The organism is Streptomyces sp. NWU339 (assembly GCF_003143855.1).
Taxonomy (GTDB): Bacteria; Actinomycetota; Actinomycetes; order Streptomycetales; family Streptomycetaceae; genus Streptomyces.
In genome coordinates this window covers 172,474-189,791 of sequence record NZ_QFRK01000008.1, presented here as the reverse complement: position 1 = coordinate 189,791, position 17,318 = coordinate 172,474, and the positions used below count along the sequence as shown (strand labels likewise).

The window sequence follows — 17,318 nt, the reverse complement described above, 5'->3', positions numbered from 1 at the left end:
CAAATGTCACGCCCACATCAGGAGTGATGCGAGGGCGACGGCCGCTTCGTAGGACTGGGCGGTCTTGTCATAGCGGGTTCAGCTCGGGTAAGACAACGCTGTTGCGCGCAATGCTGGGTCTCTACGAGGGCGCCACAGGAGAGATCTGGTGGAACGGCGAGCGGGTCGACGACCCGGCCGAGTTCCTCGTCCCGCCACTGGTGGCGTACACACTGCAGACTCCGCGGCTGCTCTCGGGCACGCTGCGGGAGAACGTTCTGCTCGGGCTACCTGACGACGGCCGTGCCGAGCGGGCGGTTCGCCAGGCCGTCCTCGACGTCGACCTGGGCCAGATCCCCGGCGGGCTCGACGCCCAGGTCGGGGTTCGCGGAGTGCGCCTCTCCGGTGGGCAGGTGCAGCGCGTCGCCGCCGCTCGGATGTTCGCCCGCTCGGCGCCGCTGATGGTCATGGACGACCTGTCCAGCGCGCTTGACGTAGAGACTGAGCGGGAGCTGTGGCGGGGCGTGCTTTCCACGTCGGCCACTTGCATCGTGGTCTCCCACCGTCCCGCCGTGCTGGAACGCGCGGATCAGGTCGTGCTGATGCAGCAGGGACGGGTGATATCCACTTCCACCTGAAAGTCGGCGCACGGCGGTCCGTCTGGTGAAGGTGGCTGAGCGCGAGGATGGCCTCGACCCCGTGGGCAAGAAGGGGTCGAGGCCATCATGTTCCGTGCTGCAGACGGTCAGGTATCGCTGGGGGAGGTGACGCTTCCGGCTGAGCAGGTTCGGATGAGACCGAGCGGAGAGCAGCCCGCGTTACCGTTGCCCGGCACGACCGACCGACGGGAGGCCTCCTGTGATCAACGTCTTCCAGCCGTCACTCGGCGACCTCGAGCTTGAGGCGATTCGTGAAGTCTTCGCCTCGAACTGGGTCGGCAAGGGCAGCCGGACCGACGACTTCGAGGCCGCTTTCGCCGCGCATCTCGGTGTTCCTGCGGACCGGATCATCTCGACCAACTCGTGCACCGAGGCCACCTTCTTGGCCCTGAGCCTTCTCGGCGTAGGCCCAGGGCACGAGGTGGTGCTGCCCACGGTGAGCTTCGTTGGTGTAGCCAACGCCATCGCCGCGCATGGCGCGACGCCGGTCTTCTGCGACGTCGATCCGCGAACGCTCAACCCCACGGTGGACCACGTCGCGGAGCGCATCGGACCCGCGACGCGGGCCGTGGTGGTCCTGCACTACGGCGGACGACCTGGCGACGTGGAGGCGATCGCCGAGCTGTGCCGGGACCGGCGGATCTACCTGGTGGAGGACGCCGCGAACGCGCAGGCTTCCTGGGTCGGGGACACCGCGTGCGGCACCTTTGGTGACATCGGCGTGTGGAGCTTCGACCACGGGAAGATCGCCGTAGCGGTCGACGGCGGCATGCTGCACGCGCGCGACCCGGATCTCGCCGCCCGAGCGGCCACGTCCGCCTACTTCGGGCTCGAGCAGGTCAGCGGGTACGACCAGGCACAGCGCACGCGCACCCGATGGTGGGACTTCGACGTATCGTCGTTCTCCCGGCGCTCCGTCACCAACGACGTCCTGGCGGCGATCGGGCGGGTCCAACTGGATCGCCTGCCTGGGTTCATCGCACGTCGTGAGGAGATCACGGCGGCCTACGACGAGATGCTCGCCGAGGTTGATGGGCTGGTCCTCCCGCCACCGGTGCCGGCCGGTCACGTCAGCTCCTGCTACCTCTACTGGGTGCAGACCGATCCGGGAGCGCGCGACGGCCTGGCGCGATGGCTGTACGAGCGCGGCATTTACACCACGTACCGGTATCCACTACTGCACCGTGTCGCGGCGTATCGCGCCGGGGACGTAGAGCTGCCGGGTGCCGAGCGAGCGGCAGCCAGGACCCTTTGCCTGCCCCTGCACCAAGCACTCACCGACGACGACGTCGACCAGGTCGTGCAGGGTGTCCGCACCTACCTCGAACCGCGGCGGCGCGACGCCGCATGGTGAGGTCCGGCGCTGGATTGCGCAACCGCGGAGATGCGCACAGGTGGCGGTCGCGGACAAGGTCGGGAGGGCGACAGGAATCACCGCCGTTACCGGCGGGGACGGCGGTGATTTGACGTGATGACGTCCAGCGCCGCGAAAGCCCGTCCAGACCGACTACAAGGTTGACGACCTGTCGCTGAACTCGCTGTTACAGCGTTTGGAGTCACCCTCTGTTCGACCACGAGCAGATGTTCGACGACCTCGTGGACCTGACCACACTTGGCAGCCAGACGTCGCGACCCCTTCAATTGCTCCGGCGCTCGACCTGCGAATGCTCTTCGCCGCTGACACAACCGGTCAGATGCGGCCGCGTGCCACGGCTCCGGTGCGGGGCTACGTCGCAGCACGGGCTATGAGGCCCCCTGCAGGACTCGAGAGCCGATCCTCCATCGGTACGGCCTGAGGTTCGACGAGGAGGTCGTGCTCTGTCGTCGCACCGTGATCGGGTGGCCGTGGCTCGCTTGGCGGCCGCCGACGTGGACCACCTGCCGACGCGTCCGAGGTTGTTTCGTACAACGGGATCGCCCTGCCGCATCTCCTGCGGCCCGGTAGGCGTATGGGGCGGGAGCGCAGCGTGTCGCGGCGCGCGGATCGTGCAAGGACCTCCAATTGTGGTCTGTCGGCGTTGCTCGCCGCAGACCCTGACGTTGCTCGCTGGTCGGACCAGTCCTTGGCATCGGCTCCGGCGGCCGAGAGCACCGACGTGGCCCGGCTGGCACCCCTGCTCGGTCTGTCAGCGGTTTGACAGATTCGGCGGACTGCCGCCGGAAAGGCGTTAACGAGCCTCTTCCAACCTCACGCTGACGCGTGGTGAAGGACGACGACGGCCTTTGCGACGTCGGTGATTCGGTTGGTGCTGCAGCGGAGCTTCCGCAGGAGGCGCCAGCCCTTGAGAGTGGCCATGGCCTGCTTATCGCGGCATCGGATCTTGGCGTGGGTGGTGTTGTGGCGGCGCTTCCACCTTCTGAGGCGACGACCCTGAAACGGCACCCGGACAGGTCCGCCGGCGCTTTGATACGCCTTGTCCGCCCAGCATCAACGGAACGCTCATGGTTGGCGCTCGCATGGCAATGATGGCCGCGGTCGGGCAGGTGGCCGACGGCGCTGCCCGGCCGCGTGGAAGAGTCAGCTGCTGTCACTCGGTCTCGTCGGCGCGGAGGGTGAGGTCGAGGAGACCGGGGAAGCGGGCGTCGAACTCTTCGCAGCGCAGTCGGTTGAGTCGTTTGGGGCCCTGGTCACGCTGTTCGACCAGACCTGCGCTGCGCAGGATCGCGAAGTGGTGGCTCTTTGCGGCCCGGCCGACCGGTACGTCGAAGTTGCTGCAGCTGAGCGCCCAGTCGGGGTGTTTGGCCAGCTCGCGGATCAACTGGATGCGCACGGGATCCGCGAGTGCGGACAGGGCCGTGAGAAGCGGGACCTCGTCAGGGTGCGTATGTACGGGCGCCGGACGGTGACTTGCGCCTTCAGTCTGTTCGGGCATTCTCATGTTTCCTCCAGCCAGTGTTCGACAGTCATCGTACAGTACTAGTGTTCGCTTTCGGTTGAACACTCGTTGAGGGGTGGTCTGACGTATGCGTGCGATCGAGTTCCAGGAGTACGGCGGTCCCGAGGTGCTGCACGTCGTGCAGACCGCGGCACCCGAGCCGGGCCCTGGTCAAGTGACCATCGAGGCCCTGTGGGCGGGGGTGAACTTCGCGGACGTGAAGGCGCGCGCCGAGGGGTACCGGGTGGCGTCGCTGCCCTACCGTCCGGGCCTGGAGGTCTCCGGGCGCATACGGGCGGTCGGGGAGGGCGTCGAGGGTCTGCGGGCGGGGCAGGAGGTCGCCGCGCTCGTCGACGGCGGCGGCTACGCCGAGATCGTGCTCGCGGAGGCCGCGAGGGTCTTCCCGGTGCCCGACGGGCTGGACCTGCGGACCGCGGCCACGTTGCCGACGGTGCTGCCGACCGCGCACGCCCTGGTCCACGAGGTGGGGCGGCTGCGGGCCGGGGAGAGCGTGCTGGTGCACGGCGCGGCGGGAGGCATCGGCACGGCGGTTGGGCAGTTGGCCCGGGCAGCGGGCGCCGGCGCGGTGTACGGAGTGGCCTCCAGCGACGCCAAGGCCGACTACGCACTCAAGCACGGCTACGACGAGGTGTTCCGGCCCGACACCTTCGAGACGGACGTCCGCCGGGCGACCGGCGGCCGGGGCGTCGACCTGGTCCTGGACCCGGTAGGCGGCGACACGCTGCGCCGCGGCCTGGAGGCACTGGCCGTCTTCGGGCGCCTGGTGTCCTTCGGCAACGCCAGCGGCGCCAAGCCCTGGCGGGCCGGGCAGGGCGAACTGTACGCGCAGGGCCGATCCGTCGCTGGCTTCTCCGTGCTCGCCCTCGCCCAGTCCGCGCCCGACGCCCTGCGTGCGCTGACCGAACGCGCCCTGCGCACCGTCTGCGACGGAACGGTCACCCTTCCCGTCACCGCCGAGTTCCCTCTGTCGGACGCGGTCGGCGCGCACCAGCTCATCGGCGAACGCACGTCCACGGGCAAACTGCTGTTGCGCACCACCGACTGACCGTCGACTCCCGCACGCGACGGTCCGTCAGGGCGACTCATCCCGCGGTCATCCACCACGAGCAACTGGCCCAGGAGCGCGTGCAGTGCCCCGGACTCAAGGACACGGACCCATGAATGCAGCAGCACAGCACATCCCGTGGACTGTCTGCCGTCGCGGGAAGGGTGTCGGCGCCGCTCCCTCGTGGGACAGTCAGGATTCCCTACCTGGAAAGCTGACAAAGCCCCACTTCATATCAAATATCCCCCTACCGGGGGAATTGGCGCGATTCGCTCATCGTCTCAGTCGATCTGGCCCTTTGACGCCACTCATGTCACGCGTGACCCAGATCCGCACGGCGATGAAACCGCGCATCCCTGGAATAGGACGCGCCAACATGGAGGACCGATGACATCGATCAAGACGTTCCAAGTCACCTTCGACTGCGCAGAACCTGAGCGCCTCGCTCGCTTCTGGTGCCAGGTGCTCGGGTATGTCGTGCCGCCGCCGCCCGAGGGATTCGCCACCTGGGACGAGTACAAGCGCTCGCAACCATCCGAGCAACGGGACTCATGGTTCGCCTGCATCGATCCCTCAGGCGTGGGCCCGCGGCTGTACTTCCAGTGCGTTCCCGAAGGAAAGGCCGTCAAGAACCGGGTGCATCTTGATGTGCGGGTCGGCACAGGGCTCGTGGGTGAAGAGCGCCTCGCCGCACTCGAGGCCGAATGCGCACGACTGGTCCCGCTCGGCGCAGTACACGTGCGAACACTGTACGACGGCAACGATTCGTGCATCCCGATGCTGGACATCGAGGGCAACGAGTTCTGTATCGACTGACAAAGTCGCGAACGTTTCCTCGCTCTGTCCCGAAACGACAGGAGCTTCGCGTGGTTGTCTACCCGTCCTCGATTGATCTGTCCAGTCGCACCTTGCGGTTCCTGACCGGACAACTGACAGCCAGGCGGCGGGAGATCGGGACGCGGTGGCGGCGCCTTCCCGCCGCGCGACAGGCCCTGCTTGCCCTGGCCCATCTGCGCTGCGGCGACACCTACGCACGGCTCGCTGTCGGGTTCGGCATCGGGATCGCCACCGCCTACCGCTACATCACCGAGGCCGTCGGCCTCCTGGCCGACCTCGCCCCGACACTCGCCGAGGCGGTCTGGATGGCCTCGATGAAGGCGTTCGTTCTGCTCGACGGCACGCTGCTGCCAGTCGACCGGATCGCCGCCGACCGGCCCTTCTACTCCGGCAAGCACAAGAAACACGGAATGAACGTGCAGGTCATCGCCGACCCCTTCGGCCGCCTGCTGTGGGCATCTCCGGCCCTGCCCGGGGCCGTCCACGATGTCCGCGCGGCCCGCGAGCACGGCATCGTTGACGCGCTGGCCCAGGCCGGCGTCCCCTGCTGGGCCGACAAGGGCTACCAGGGCGCGGGGGGCACGGTTCGCGTTCCCTACCGCGGCAGGTGGGAGACGCTTTCCACCGGCCAGCAGGCCGTCAACCGGTCCCACGCGAAGATCCGGGCCCTCGTCGAGCAGGCCGTCGCCACCCTCAAGTCCTGGCGACTCCTCCGCAAGCTCCGGTGCTCGACCACCCGCATCACGAGTCTCGTTCAGGCCGTCCTCTGCCTGCATCTGGCCAGCTCAGACTGAGGATGGAAAGAGCTCAACGTCTCAGCCGCATCGACAAACGTCCCTTTTGTCCGACCTTGAGGAATCTGTCAACCGAAGTGGAGGGTGGTTTTCATGGCCGACGACCTACCCACTGAGGTGGTCGAAGTCTTCAAGCGCACCCTCACCTGCGAGTTCTCGACGATGTCCCGGCCGGACGATTGTCCTATTGCGAGCCCCATGACCCACTTGTGGCGTGACGACCTCGGGGAGTTCGTGCTCAGCAGCAGCGTCATGGTGCCCAGGAAGCTGTACCGGCTCCACGACGATCCGCGCGTCTCGTTGACTTTCACGCACTTCGCGGGCAGCGAACTTGTCGACCCCTTCCCGGTGCTCGTGCAGGGTGACGGCGGCCGTGGCAAAGTCTAGATGTGCGGCCAGCCGAGTCCAGGCTGATGGCCACCGGAATTCCCGGTGGATGGCCGTCTGACCAGTGGTATTCCTGAACGCTTCCTTAACTTGACTCTGTCGGGGATCTTGAAGTTTCCCGGTGCGCCGGCGTGAGCGGCGGGCATGCTCGGGATGTTCCGAGAGCCCATGCAGTTGCCGAGGTGTCCGTTGTCGCTCCGTCCTCGTTCCGGTGAGCAAGTCCCGCCTCTGACCGCGCAGATCGCGCGGGCGAGCAACCCGGCCGGTACGGCGGCGATGTGGGTGAGAGACCGCCTGGACGGGCTGTGGCGTGACGAGGACTTCGCCGACTGGTATCCGCGTGACGGGCGTCCGGGCCTCTCGCCCGCCCAGCTGGCCACCGTGTGCGTGCTGCAGTTCGTGCTCGGCCTGTCGGACCGGCAGGCCGCCGAGGCGGTTCGCTGCCGCATCGACTTCAAGTACGCCCTGGCCATGGAGCTGGACGATCCCGGCTTCCACCACAGCGTGCTGGCCGACTTCCGTGACCGTCTCACCGGGGGCGACCGCGCCGACCGTCTCCTCGACCTCGCCCTGGCCCGCCTCAAGGAGGCCGGTCTGGTGCGCGAGCGCACCACCCAGCGCACCGACTCCACCCATGTCCTGGCCGCGGTCCGCGACCTGACCCGGCTGGAGATGGTCACCGAGGCGGTCCGTGCCGCGCTGGAGGAAGTCGCCGGCGCCGCCCCGCACCTGCTGGATGAGCTGGTCGACGAGGACTGGGGGCGCCGTTACGGCCGTCCGGTCCGCCTGGGCAAGAACCCCACCAAGCCCAAGACCAGGATCCTCGCCACCGGCAACGACGCCGTCCGGCTCCTGGAACACCTCTACCGGCACGGAGCAGACAGCGTGTCCGGCCCTCGCGTCCAGGCCCTGCGGCAGATCATGGTGCAGAACTACCACCGCGACTCCGCAGGACACCTGCGCTGGCGCACCGCCGAGACGGAAGACGGGCCCGGGCTGCCGCCCTCGTCCCGGGCGATCGTCTCCCCGTATGACACCTCGGCCCGCTATGCCCGCCACGGGCACATCATCAGCTGGAAGGGGTTCTCCGCCCATCTGACCGAGACGTGTGCTCCCGACGGCCCCAACGTGATCACGGACGTGGCCACCACCGCATCCACCACCCACGACAGCAAGGTCCTGCCCGGCATCCACACCCGCCTGCACCGCCGCGGCCTGCTGCCCGCCGAGCACCTGGTCGACAGCGGCTACACCTCCCTGCCCCACCTGGAACAAGCCGCACGTGATCACCAGGTCACCATCTCCGGGCCGCTCCGGGGCAACCCCACCCGGCAGCACCGCCGAGGCGAGGGCTTCGCCCGGGACGACTTCCACATCGACTACGACCGCCGGCAGGTCACCTGCCCCCAGGGGCAGGTCAGCCAGGGCTGGCACGGCCCCTACCCGACCTCCTCGCCCACCGCGGCTCCGCTGATCGTGGCACGGTTCACCAAAAGTCAGTGCCACCCCTGCCTGGCCCGCGCCCGGTGCACCACCTCCCGCGAAGGCGCCCGGAACGTGGGCTTTCCTCCGCGAGAACTCCGCGACCTGCAACTCCGCATCCGTGCCGAGCAACAGACACCCGAGTGGAAAACCCGCTACGCGGTCCGCTCCGGAGTGGAGGGAACGGTCAACGAGTTCGCCCACGGCCACGGCATGCGCCGCTGCCGCTACCGAGGGCAGGGCAAGGTCCACCTCCAGCACGTTCTGACTGCCATCGCCATCAACATCGAGCGTCTCAGCGGCCTGCCACCGACCGAGGAAGCACCCCGGCCACGCCGACCGACCGCTTTCCAGACCTACCTCGATCAGCACGAGATCCCCCGGCCGAAGTCCTGGCGGACCCTGGGCACCTGACCTCGGCAACTCCAAGATCCCCGACAGAGTCAAGATCAGAAACTGTCCCCGTTCATCCGTACGTGGCTGGGGACGTTCACGTGTACGCCGACACGGGGCGCCGCACGGGCAACCGACAACGAGCTGTCGACAAGGTCTGGCGCCTGTTGGCGTTGAAGTGCACGCAGGATTTCGAGTCGGCTACCGGCGGAGACGTCACCCCGAGAAGCCCAGGGACCCGAGGTCGACTTGGCTACGCAGAGGGAATGCCGCACCAACGCTGTAGCGCGTTCCGCAGGCCGTCGGGGTCGGTTCCGCTCCACGCGACGTAGCCGTCCGGGCGCACCAGAACGAGCGACGGCCAACGACGATCACCCGCCGCGACCTCGGCGACGACCGCACGATTCGCCCACGCTGCGGCAACGTCTGGGGCAGGGCCTCGGTGCAGGAGCGCGAACCGACCGCCGCGCAGCAGCTCGTGCACGCGCCCGCCGGTGGCGAGAAGACGGTCCGGCATCCGCCGGCCTGCCCACCGCCCATCGGCGGCCGCCGGGTAGCTCAGCGCGAGCCCGGACAAGTGCTCGAGATTCACCCGTTGCAAGGCGCGGAACCGCATCATCTGAATCACGAGCGCGCGGATCAGCCGTGCTCCGAACGAATCCGACGTCTGGAACCGGAACGACATGTCGGTCTTGCGAAGGATCTCGGTCGCCATCGGGTGCCGCTCGGACTCGTAGGTGTCCAGCAACCCCGGCGGCGCCCAGCCGGCCAGCTCGGCGCGCAGTTTCCACTCCAGGTTCATCGCATCCTGGATCCCCGTCTGAAGCCCTTGGCCGCCAGACGGAAGCTGTGTGTGCGCGGCGTCACCGGCGAGCAGGACCCTGCCGACCCGGTATCGCTCGGCCTGGCGCTGAGAGCTGCGGAAACGGGTCATCCACCGCGGATCGTGCGGCTCGATGTCGAAGCCGAGGATCGCGCTGCAGCTGGCCGTGAGCTCCTCAAGAGTCAACGGCAGCTCGGCCGGCACCTGCATCCTCTCCCGGTCGAACACGATGACGCGGTAGATCTCGTCGTCCTGGAACGGGAACACCGCGACCATGCCGCGTCGGGTGATGCGTGCGTACTCAGCGCGGTCGGGCGGTCTGCGCAGCTTCGCGTCGGCCATGATGGACGAAGCGTCGTATTCGCGACTGTCCACCCCGACTCCAAGGGCAGTGCGGATCGTGCTGTCGACCCCGTCGCAGCCGACGACGAAATCCGCACGTTCGACGTACTCCCGATCTTCCGCTCGGAGGGTCAGCTCAACGCCGTACTCGTCCTGGCGCAATGCGACAACTTGTGTGCCGCGCAGGACGGAGGCACCCTCGTTGACCGCAAACTTCTCCAGCACGGTCTCGGTGTCGCACTGCGGGATCGTGAGACTGAACGGGAACGGCGTGTCCAGGAGGCCGTAGTCCAGCCGGACGTGATCGTCGCCCAGCGGTGGGTGTGGGCAGACCCGGCCTCGCGCGAGGAAGTCGTCCATCCACCCTCGCATGTTCAGGAGCTCCATCGTGCGCGGCTCTAGGGTGAAAGCCCGGGACATCGCCGCACGCTCGCGACGCCTCTCGATCACGGCGCAGCGAATTCCTCCTTGCGCCAATGCAGCAGCCAGGGCGAGGCCGGTGGGGCCGGCACCGACGATGAGAACGCGACGCGAATTCAAGGTATCGACGTCCTTTCTTCGGGCCGGCCGTCGTGACCTGCGAGACGTGCGACGGAGGAACGGTACGGATCTATGCTGGCGGGACGTGCTCTCTTGTCTCTCTCACGATGGTGTCTGCGCCCTTGTCGCCTGCCACGAGCATGGGACCACCCGGACGTGTCCGTGCGGCGCCCCGTGCCGGGTAGCTGCGAGGAGACCTCGTAAGCAGGCCAGCGATGTCGTGGGGAAACCTGAGGAGTCGTTACTCAGCCGCCCGTTCGTGTGGGACCTGGATGTGCTGAGGCTTTTGGAATCGCCATGGTGCACCGGGTTTCGATTGCTCATGCAGACCTTGGACCGGAGCTTCGGTGGCATTCAGAACCGACCGCACGGCGTCGACGACGACTTCTGGTTCCTCCAGAGGCACCTGGTGAGTGGCGTGCTCGAGGACGACACGCCTGCCACGCCTGAACCGGCCGGCGAGCGTCTGGTGGGAGGTGTCAAGGCTCGATGCGTACGCCGCCGGCATCCGACCACGCTTGCCGACACTGATGACGACGGCTGGGACGTCCGGCAGAGGTTGTGCTTCGAGTGCGTGCGTCAGCTCAGCGGCGTAGCGCGGTATGAGTTGCTGAACTCGTACTTCCGCGATGATCTCCCGCGGATTCCGCAATAGCTGAAGAATTTCAGCTGATTCCACGGCTGACGATTCCGCGCCGACGAGCTTGTCGGCCGCGCGCGCGCCGAAACGCCCGGAGAAGAGACCGGACCACGAAGCGAGAGCGGCGAGGCGCATGAGCGGTTGGGCGATGACGAGCTGGAGTCGAACTGCGAACGTACGTGGTGGAGGCTCGGTGGGAGTCGGCTCGATGAGCACCAGTCCGGCGACGTGTTCTGGGTATCGGAGCGCATACCCCTCAGCGACGAACGCTCCCGACGACCACCCGGCGACAACGACCGGCTGGCGCACACCGAGCTTGTTCAGAACTTGGTGGAGCTCCTCGGCCAGCTCACTCACGCGCGCGTGCTGCGGACCATCCGAGTGGCCGGACCCCGCCCTGTCGTAAGTCACCACGGGCCCCAGCTCCGCGAGTCGGTTCTCCAACGGGCCCCACGTGCCGTCGACGCCACCTCCGGCGCCCCCGGCCACGAGCACCACCGGTGTCGATTCCTTCGATTGTTCGGATCGCCGCACGCGCGCACACACGGCCTTGCCGTCGATGTCGAGCAGCACCCGTGGGGGATTCGCAGTCGCTGATCCGTCGGAATTCATTCGACACCTTCCAGTCTGAGGTGCTCGGTGGGAGGCGCGGACCACGCTAGGTTCGACCGCTCTCGTTCTGATATCAGGCCGGTCCCGTCGCTTCACCGCAGATGCGCGCGTGCACGAGTTCGGCGTCGATCTCCTGTCCGGCCGGGCGGAGCGGTCAGGTCAAGAAGCCCAAGCAGGCCAGCAGACTGCGGGCCTCGACGTTGACGTGGTTGCCGAACCGGACGAGGCTCGCCAGCTGCCGAGGTGTGATCCACAGGTAGCCGGGTGGCGCTTCGTCAGGCAGAGATTCGTCGATCAGCAGCATGTAGCGGGTCTGCGCCTGGAAGAACCGGCCCCCTTCTTCTGAGTGCACGCAGTCGAACCGGACCTGTTCCGGCCGTGCGTCTCGCACGACGTCGGCGAAGCGGGGCGGCGGACCCACGGCGCTGGGGCCCTTATAGTTGTCGGGGCAGAAGTGAACGGTCGCCGCCAGCTCCAACCGATCGAATGCACCTGCCTCCATCCGGAGGTTCACCAGCACGTGCAGGGTGTCGTCGAGATGTCGCCCGACAAGGGCGGCTATACCGCGGCCCCGTGGCGCGACCATCGGCTGCGACCAGCGGTCCACCTCTCGATTGGAGGCCTCGACCTCGAGGCCCAGGATCGAGAAGTGGAGGCCGTCGTCGTGCGAGATCATGCCGTCGCGCATCTGCCACCGCTCGACCTCGACCAGCGGCTTCAGCCTCCGTCGCATCTCGCTGTTGGCTTTGGCGGCGGTCAGCGCACTGAGCAGGCCCACCGTGCTGTGCAGAGGACGGTAGGCCCGATCCGGCCCAGGAGCCATGCTGGACCGGAACGCGTCTTGCGCTGGCACCTCGTCAGGATCGCCTGGGCGCACGGTGAGCATGCCGGACAGCACGGTCCGGGTGTCCATGTTGACGAGGTTCGGCACGCGGAGCAGATCACCGATGATGGTGAGCGGGATCCAGACGAAGTCCTCGTGTTCCTCCACCTCGACCTCGGTGTGCACCACGATGTTGCGGTTGCGCTTGGCGAAGAACCAGGAGCCCTGCTCTGATTGCAGAGCATCGAAAACGACCCGCCCGCGCGTGCGGTCCTTGAAGTACTCGAGGTAGGGCACGGTTCGTCCGCCGTGCGCTTGGGTGAAGTTGCTTTTCGTGGCTTGCACCGTGGGCGAGAGCTCTAGGAGGTTGACGTTTCCCGGCTCCATCTTGGACTGCAGGAGGCAGTGCGGCTCGCCGTCGATGTCCTTGAGGAGAATCCCGAGGATGCCGACCTCGCTCTGGAGAATGATCGGCTGCTGCCACTGGGCGCGGGACCGGCTGGCGTTCGCGACCTCGAGCCCGGTGACCGTGTAGAAGCGGCCTGACCGGTGTACGAGGTCCCCGGTGCCGAGATCGAGATTCCATTCACTGAGCTGTGCCAAGGGGATGAGACGGGTGTTGTAGGTGTTTGCCTGCCGGCGCCCTTCCAACCAGTCGAGAACGTCAGTGACCGATGAGGCGACGGCTGCCGGTCGGGTCCCAGCGCCGCGGTCGATACTTCGCATCAAATCCGTTCCTCTCGAAACGCCATGTGATGGGCGCGGCTCATCCGAGATCGACCGGCGCTGTCGAGCAGAGCTACGCCGTACTATCAGGCGAGCGCACACCTGCGTAGGTGGAGCGCACTTCCGGAGGCCTTCCGACGCGGCGACCACGTGCGATGAGGGCCGCCAGACCCGCGCTGACCGGGTCCACGACCAAAGCGAGCCCATTCACGGCAGTCGTGCTCGGACACCTGTGTCGTTCTCCCGTTCTCCGACCGTGAAGCCCAATCGTTCTTCGGGCTGCGTGTTCCGCTGAGCGTCAGAGCGGCATTCGGTCTCTGGGTTCGGGGCCAACCCGAGCGTAGGCGCGTTAGATCCCATGCCACTACTCGATCAGTCTCGATCCTCAGGCCGCGTCGGATCAGGCTGGGCCGTACTCAGCCCGGCCTGGCACAGGTGCAGTACACAGAGCCTTTTCCATCTTGATCAGGTGGTGAGTTCGAGGGCGACGACGGCTCGGACGGCGGCTGTGATCCGGGTGGTGCTGCAGCGGAGCTTCCGCAGGAGCCGCCAGGACTTGAGGATCGCCATGACGCGTTCACCGAGGCTGCGGATCTTCGCGTGGTCCCGGTTGTGACGTCGGCGCCAGCCGCGCAGGTGCTTGCCACGGATCGGGACGCGGATCGCGGGGCCGGCGCCCTGATACGCCTTGTCGGCCCAGCACTTGATGTCCTCCGTGGTGAGGGCGGCGGGAATGCCGTGGGCCCGTGCCGCGGTCAGATCGTGCACGGCCCCGGGTAGCGCGTCCGAGACCCAGATCAGGCGTCCGGCGGGGTCGGCGAGGACCTGCACGTTCATCCCGTGGTACTTCTTCTTCCCGGAGTAGTACGGCCGGTCTGCGGCGATGCGGTCGATCGGCAGCACGGTGCCGTCGAGGATCACGTACGCCTTCTTCCGCACGGTCTCCATGGCCTGTTCCAGCGTGGGCGCGAGGGCGGCCAGGAGGTCGACGGCCTCGCGTATGTAGCGGTAGGCCGTGGCGATCCCGATGCGAAAGCCTGCGGCGAGGCGGGCGTAGGTGTCGCCGCAGCGCAGGTGGGCCAGGACGAGCAGTGAGGTTGATCCCCGGGAGCGGACACCGGGTTTCATGCGGCGAGTGACAGATTACGTGATGCGATCAGGCGTTGTTCGAACTCGACCGGTGTGAGGTAGCCGAGTGCGGAGTGCCTGCGGCGTCGGTTGTAGTACGACATCCAGCGGAACAGTTCCAGGCGAGCCTGCGCCTTCGACGTCCAGTGCCGTCCGTGCAGCAGCTCCCGCTTGAGGCCCTGGAAGAACGACTCGGCGAGGGCATTGTCATAGCTGGACCCGACGCGTCCCATGCTGCGGCGGATGCCGTGCCGCCGACAGACATCGGCGAAGGTCCGGCTCACGTATTGGGCGCCCCTGTCCGTGTGGAAGACGACGCCGTCCACCTGGCCGCCGCGGGCGGCCACGGCCATCTCGATGGCGTCGGTAACCAGGGACGCACGCATGTGGTCGGCGATCGACCAGCCCACGACTCGGCGCGAGCAGATGTCGATCACCGTGGCCAGATACAGCCACGTCGAACCGACAGGTATGTAGGTGATGTCACCGCACCACTTCGTGTTCAGCGTGTCGGCGGTGAAGTCGCGCATCATCAGGTCCGGGGCCGGCGGGGCCGTCTTGTCCGTGATCGTCGTTCGCCTGGTACGGCGCAGGTGGCGCCCGATGATGTGGTGGATGCGCATYAGCCGTGTCACACGTTTGCGGTTGATCTTCCGTCCCCGCGCCTTCAGCTCGGCGTGGACGCGCGGGGCGCCGTAAGCACCCCGGTGCTCGGCGTGAATGGCACGGATCTCGGCGACTGCAGCCACCTCGCGGGCCTGGCGTTCGACGCGGTCCTCTTCGGTGGCCTGGTGCCGGTAGTAGCCGGAGCGGGAGACCCCCAGGACCCGGCACAGCCGCTTGACGCCGAAGTCGGCGCGGTGGTCGGAGATGAAGTCCCAGCATGGGGTATCCCCTGCTCGCAGAGCTTGGGGAGGGGTCTTCACTTCGTTGAGTCGGCACGGGGCGCGGTTCCGGCGTTGCCACCGGCCCGTTTCCCCGTGCCGCTCGCCGAACCCGGCGTACCCGTCTCCGAGTACCGGGCTCTCCACGGATGCTGTCGTCAGCAGGCGTCCGGGACCCAGGGGTTGGGAATCTTGTTGCCGCGGTAGCGATACCGGGTGACCGGGATCGTCTGGATGTTCCGCAGCTCGACACCGTTTGCCGAGGATCGTGCCCCTTCTCGTGGTGTAGCCGATCATCCGGCGGTCGTGTTGGTGGTGTTGGGTAGCGCGGGGGCGCTTTCGGGGCGCTCGGCGGGGTAGAGCTGGTCCATGCTTCCCTCGGGCAGGTAGCGGCGGGGGAAGGCGATCCATTCGTCGTGCAGTTCGAAGAGCACGGCGGTGACCAGCCGCAGGAGCGCGGCGTCGTTGGGGAAGACCTGGACGACGTCGGTGCGGCGCTTGACCTCGCGGTTGATCCGCTCCAGCGGGTTGGTGGACTGGATCTTCTTCCAATGTCGCTCGGGGAACGCCGCGAAGGCGGTCAGGTCGTCCTTCGCTTCCAGCAGCATTGCCTTGACCTTGGGGAACTGCTTGCCGAGCATGTCGGCGACGGTGTCGAGCTGGGTGCGGACCGCGTCGGCGGTGGGCTGGGCGAAGATGGTGCGGATCGTCGCGGCGACCATTTCCGCGGCGTCCTTGGGGATCACGCCGAAGACATTGCGCAGGAAATGAACTCGGCAGCGCTGGTAGGCAGCCCCGATCATGACCTTGCGGATCGCCTTGACCAGCCCCGAGTGGTGGTCGCCGATGACAAGCCGGACCCCGTTCAGGCCGCGTTCGCGCAGGTGACGGAGGAACTGGGTCCAGAACACTTCGGTCTCGCTGTCGCCGACCATCACTCCCAGCACCTCCCGACCGCCGTCCTCGGTGATGCCGGTGGCGATCACCACGGCCCGCGAGACGATCTGATGCGCGACCCGCGCCTTGCAGTAGGTCGCATCGAGATAGACGTAGGGGAAGCGGATGTGGTCCAGGGGCCGGGTACGGAACGCGGTCAGCTGCGTGTCCAGGCCCGCGCAGATCCGCGAGACCTCGCTCTTGGAGATCCCGTTGTCCGCGCCCAGTGCCTTGACCAGGTCGTCGACCGAGCGGGTGGACACGCCGTGGACGTAGGCCTCCATGATGACGGCGAACAGGGCCTGGTCGATGCGGCGGCGCCGCTCCAGCAGGCTCGGGAAGAAGCTGCCCGAGCGCAGCTTGGGGATCGCAAGGTCCAGGTCGCCGGCCTGCGTGGTCAGCGTCTTGTCGCGGTGCCCGTTGCGCAACGCGGTACGTGTCTCGGTGTGTTCGTTCCACTCCGCGCCGATCCTCGCCGTCGCTTCGGCCTCGATCAGCTCCTGCAGCATCCGCTCGGCCACGGAACGGACGAGTTCGAGCCCGTCTGCCGAACGCAGTGACTCCAGCAGCCGGAGTAAGTCATGCTGGGACAGGGCCACCCTGCACCTCCTGGTTGAACTGGCCGTTTACCAGGGAGAGTTGCATGGTGGCCCACCTGTCGGGCAGGGAGCGAAATCCAGGTGACCGCACGCCCCGGCGTACGCCCCAACGTTGATCGCCTACACCACGTCGCGGGACGCCATCCGCTCGCGGGGCCGCGGAGGCCCGTGGAAGGCTGCTGGCGCGTGAGTGGCACATCGTGGGCGGGGTCGGATTTCCGGACGACGAGCGGCCCCGTGCGCGGCCGGCGGCCGGTCGACGGTGTGGTGGCCGTCCTCGGCGTGCCGTACGCCGCCGCGCCCTTCGGCCCTGACTGTTTCCGCGAGCCCCAGCCCGGCCACGGCTGGAGCGGGCCGCGGGACTGCACGGTTTTCGGGCCCGTCGCACCGTAGTCGGCGGAGTTGCCCGGTTCGCCGAGGTGGCGCGCGCGGGGGACGAGGAGGTTCTCACCGTCAACGTGTGGGGGTGGCGGCAGCGGAGCGGACAGCGGCCTCACGGCCCGGGCGTGTGGTAGCCGAAGCGCGCACTCGGCCCGAGTTCGGTCACTGCTCCCATCGTCATGCCCGCCCCACCCTTCCGATGCCGCCGCAGTACATGCGTACACCTCGCCCCGGCGGCCGGGGCGGCCCGCCGCGGGTCGCGGTGATCACCGCAGGGGCTCTGCCGCAGTGGATCCGGCATTCACTGCGGCAGACCTGTCCCGGACGCTTCTCGGACAGGGCCCTGGCCAGGCCGGACAGTCCATGCCCTGTCCGGGACAGCTTTCTCCGCTTTCCTCCTTCTTCGTCCTT

General features: G+C 67.5%; 13 protein-coding genes and 3 pseudogenes. 8 read left to right on the top strand and 8 right to left on the bottom strand.

What is annotated here, in order from left to right; translation table 11 throughout:
- The first annotated feature begins 26 nt into the window (after nt 1-26).
- Complete coding sequence (locus DIZ27_RS12360) at nt 27-617, top strand: ATP-binding cassette domain-containing protein (protein ID WP_109378414.1); 591 nt, start codon at nt 27-29, stop codon at nt 615-617.
- Between the two features lie 220 nt (nt 618-837).
- Nucleotides 838-1,992 carry a DegT/DnrJ/EryC1/StrS aminotransferase family protein gene (locus tag DIZ27_RS12355; RefSeq protein ID WP_109378413.1) on the top strand — a complete coding sequence of 385 codons (1,155 nt, stop codon included), beginning with the start codon at nt 838-840 and terminating at the stop codon, nt 1,990-1,992.
- A gap of 834 nt (nt 1,993-2,826) precedes the next feature.
- On the opposite strand, the pseudogene DIZ27_RS12350 reads toward DIZ27_RS12355, so the two are convergent.
- Nucleotides 2,827-3,063: pseudogene (locus tag DIZ27_RS12350) on the bottom strand (transposase family protein); the annotation flags it as partial.
- A gap of 103 nt (nt 3,064-3,166) precedes the next feature.
- A complete protein-coding gene (locus DIZ27_RS12345; protein WP_109378412.1) occupies nt 3,167-3,511 on the bottom strand; it encodes a helix-turn-helix transcriptional regulator in 345 nt (114 codons plus the stop codon).
- A 91-nt stretch (nt 3,512-3,602) separates the two neighbouring features.
- On the opposite strand from DIZ27_RS12345, the gene DIZ27_RS12340 reads away from it, so the two are divergent.
- The 5 genes from DIZ27_RS12340 to DIZ27_RS12320 all read left to right on the top strand — a co-directional run bounded on the left by DIZ27_RS12340 (nt 3,603) and on the right by DIZ27_RS12320 (nt 8,494).
- Nucleotides 3,603-4,580: a zinc-binding dehydrogenase gene (locus DIZ27_RS12340; protein ID WP_109378411.1), complete on the top strand. Its 978-nt coding sequence runs from the start codon at nt 3,603-3,605 to the stop codon at nt 4,578-4,580.
- Between the two features lie 387 nt (nt 4,581-4,967).
- Entirely contained in the window at nt 4,968-5,396 is a 429-nt protein-coding gene (locus tag DIZ27_RS12335; RefSeq protein ID WP_109378410.1) for a VOC family protein, read from the top strand.
- Between the two features lie 50 nt (nt 5,397-5,446).
- Complete coding sequence (locus DIZ27_RS12330) at nt 5,447-6,211, top strand: transposase family protein (RefSeq protein ID WP_109378409.1); 765 nt, start codon at nt 5,447-5,449, stop codon at nt 6,209-6,211.
- A 93-nt stretch (nt 6,212-6,304) separates the two neighbouring features.
- Nucleotides 6,305-6,598 (top strand): pyridoxamine 5'-phosphate oxidase family protein, encoded by a 294-nt coding sequence (locus DIZ27_RS12325; RefSeq protein WP_146228936.1) that lies wholly within the window; start codon nt 6,305-6,307, stop codon nt 6,596-6,598.
- A 189-nt stretch (nt 6,599-6,787) separates the two neighbouring features.
- Entirely contained in the window at nt 6,788-8,494 is a 1,707-nt protein-coding gene (locus DIZ27_RS12320) for an IS1182 family transposase (RefSeq protein WP_258308339.1), read from the top strand.
- A 232-nt stretch (nt 8,495-8,726) separates the two neighbouring features.
- Here DIZ27_RS12320 and DIZ27_RS12315 read toward each other — a convergent pair whose 3' ends face one another.
- The 6 genes and pseudogenes from DIZ27_RS12315 to DIZ27_RS12290 form a co-directional block, all read right to left on the bottom strand.
- The gene (locus tag DIZ27_RS12315) at nt 8,727-10,178 is read right to left on the bottom strand and encodes an FAD-dependent monooxygenase (RefSeq protein WP_109378407.1); all 1,452 of its coding nucleotides are present in this window, start codon (nt 10,176-10,178) and stop codon (nt 8,727-8,729) included.
- A 241-nt stretch (nt 10,179-10,419) separates the two neighbouring features.
- Nucleotides 10,420-11,391, bottom strand: a complete 972-nt coding sequence (locus tag DIZ27_RS12310; protein ID WP_181383497.1) for an alpha/beta fold hydrolase — start codon at nt 11,389-11,391, stop codon at nt 10,420-10,422.
- A gap of 193 nt (nt 11,392-11,584) precedes the next feature.
- Nucleotides 11,585-12,979: an NDP-hexose 2,3-dehydratase family protein gene (locus DIZ27_RS12305; RefSeq protein ID WP_109378405.1), complete on the bottom strand. Its 1,395-nt coding sequence runs from the start codon at nt 12,977-12,979 to the stop codon at nt 11,585-11,587.
- Nucleotides 12,980-13,444: 465 nt separating this feature from the next.
- A pseudogene (locus DIZ27_RS12300) lies at nt 13,445-14,113 on the bottom strand (transposase family protein); the annotation flags it as partial.
- Nucleotides 14,104-14,988, bottom strand: a pseudogene (locus DIZ27_RS12295) (IS3 family transposase); the annotation flags it as partial. The pseudogenes DIZ27_RS12300 and DIZ27_RS12295, both read right to left, overlap by 10 nt.
- A 296-nt stretch (nt 14,989-15,284) precedes the next feature.
- A complete protein-coding gene (locus DIZ27_RS12290; protein WP_109378404.1) occupies nt 15,285-16,526 on the bottom strand; it encodes an IS256 family transposase in 1,242 nt (413 codons plus the stop codon).
- Between the two features lie 81 nt (nt 16,527-16,607).
- Here DIZ27_RS12290 and DIZ27_RS12285 point away from each other — a divergent pair, with 81 nt between their 5' ends.
- Nucleotides 16,608-16,919, top strand: coding sequence for a carboxylesterase family protein (locus DIZ27_RS12285; protein ID WP_375231958.1), 312 nt, complete (start codon nt 16,608-16,610; stop codon nt 16,917-16,919).
- Nucleotides 16,920-17,318: the final 399 nt, after the last annotated feature.

Coding starts and splice junctions, on each gene's coding strand:
- DIZ27_RS12360 (WP_109378414.1), top strand. CDS start 27: ATGCGAGGGCGACGGCCGCTTCGTAGGACTGGGCGGTCTTGTCATAGC.
- DIZ27_RS12345 (WP_109378412.1), bottom strand. CDS start 3,511: ATGCCCGAACAGACTGAAGGCGCAAGTCACCGTCCGGCGCCCGTACAT.
- DIZ27_RS12340 (WP_109378411.1), top strand. CDS start 3,603: ATGCGTGCGATCGAGTTCCAGGAGTACGGCGGTCCCGAGGTGCTGCAC.
- DIZ27_RS12335 (WP_109378410.1), top strand. CDS start 4,968: ATGACATCGATCAAGACGTTCCAAGTCACCTTCGACTGCGCAGAACCT.
- DIZ27_RS12325 (WP_146228936.1), top strand. CDS start 6,305: ATGGCCGACGACCTACCCACTGAGGTGGTCGAAGTCTTCAAGCGCACC.
- DIZ27_RS12305 (WP_109378405.1), bottom strand. CDS start 12,979: ATGCGAAGTATCGACCGCGGCGCTGGGACCCGACCGGCAGCCGTCGCC.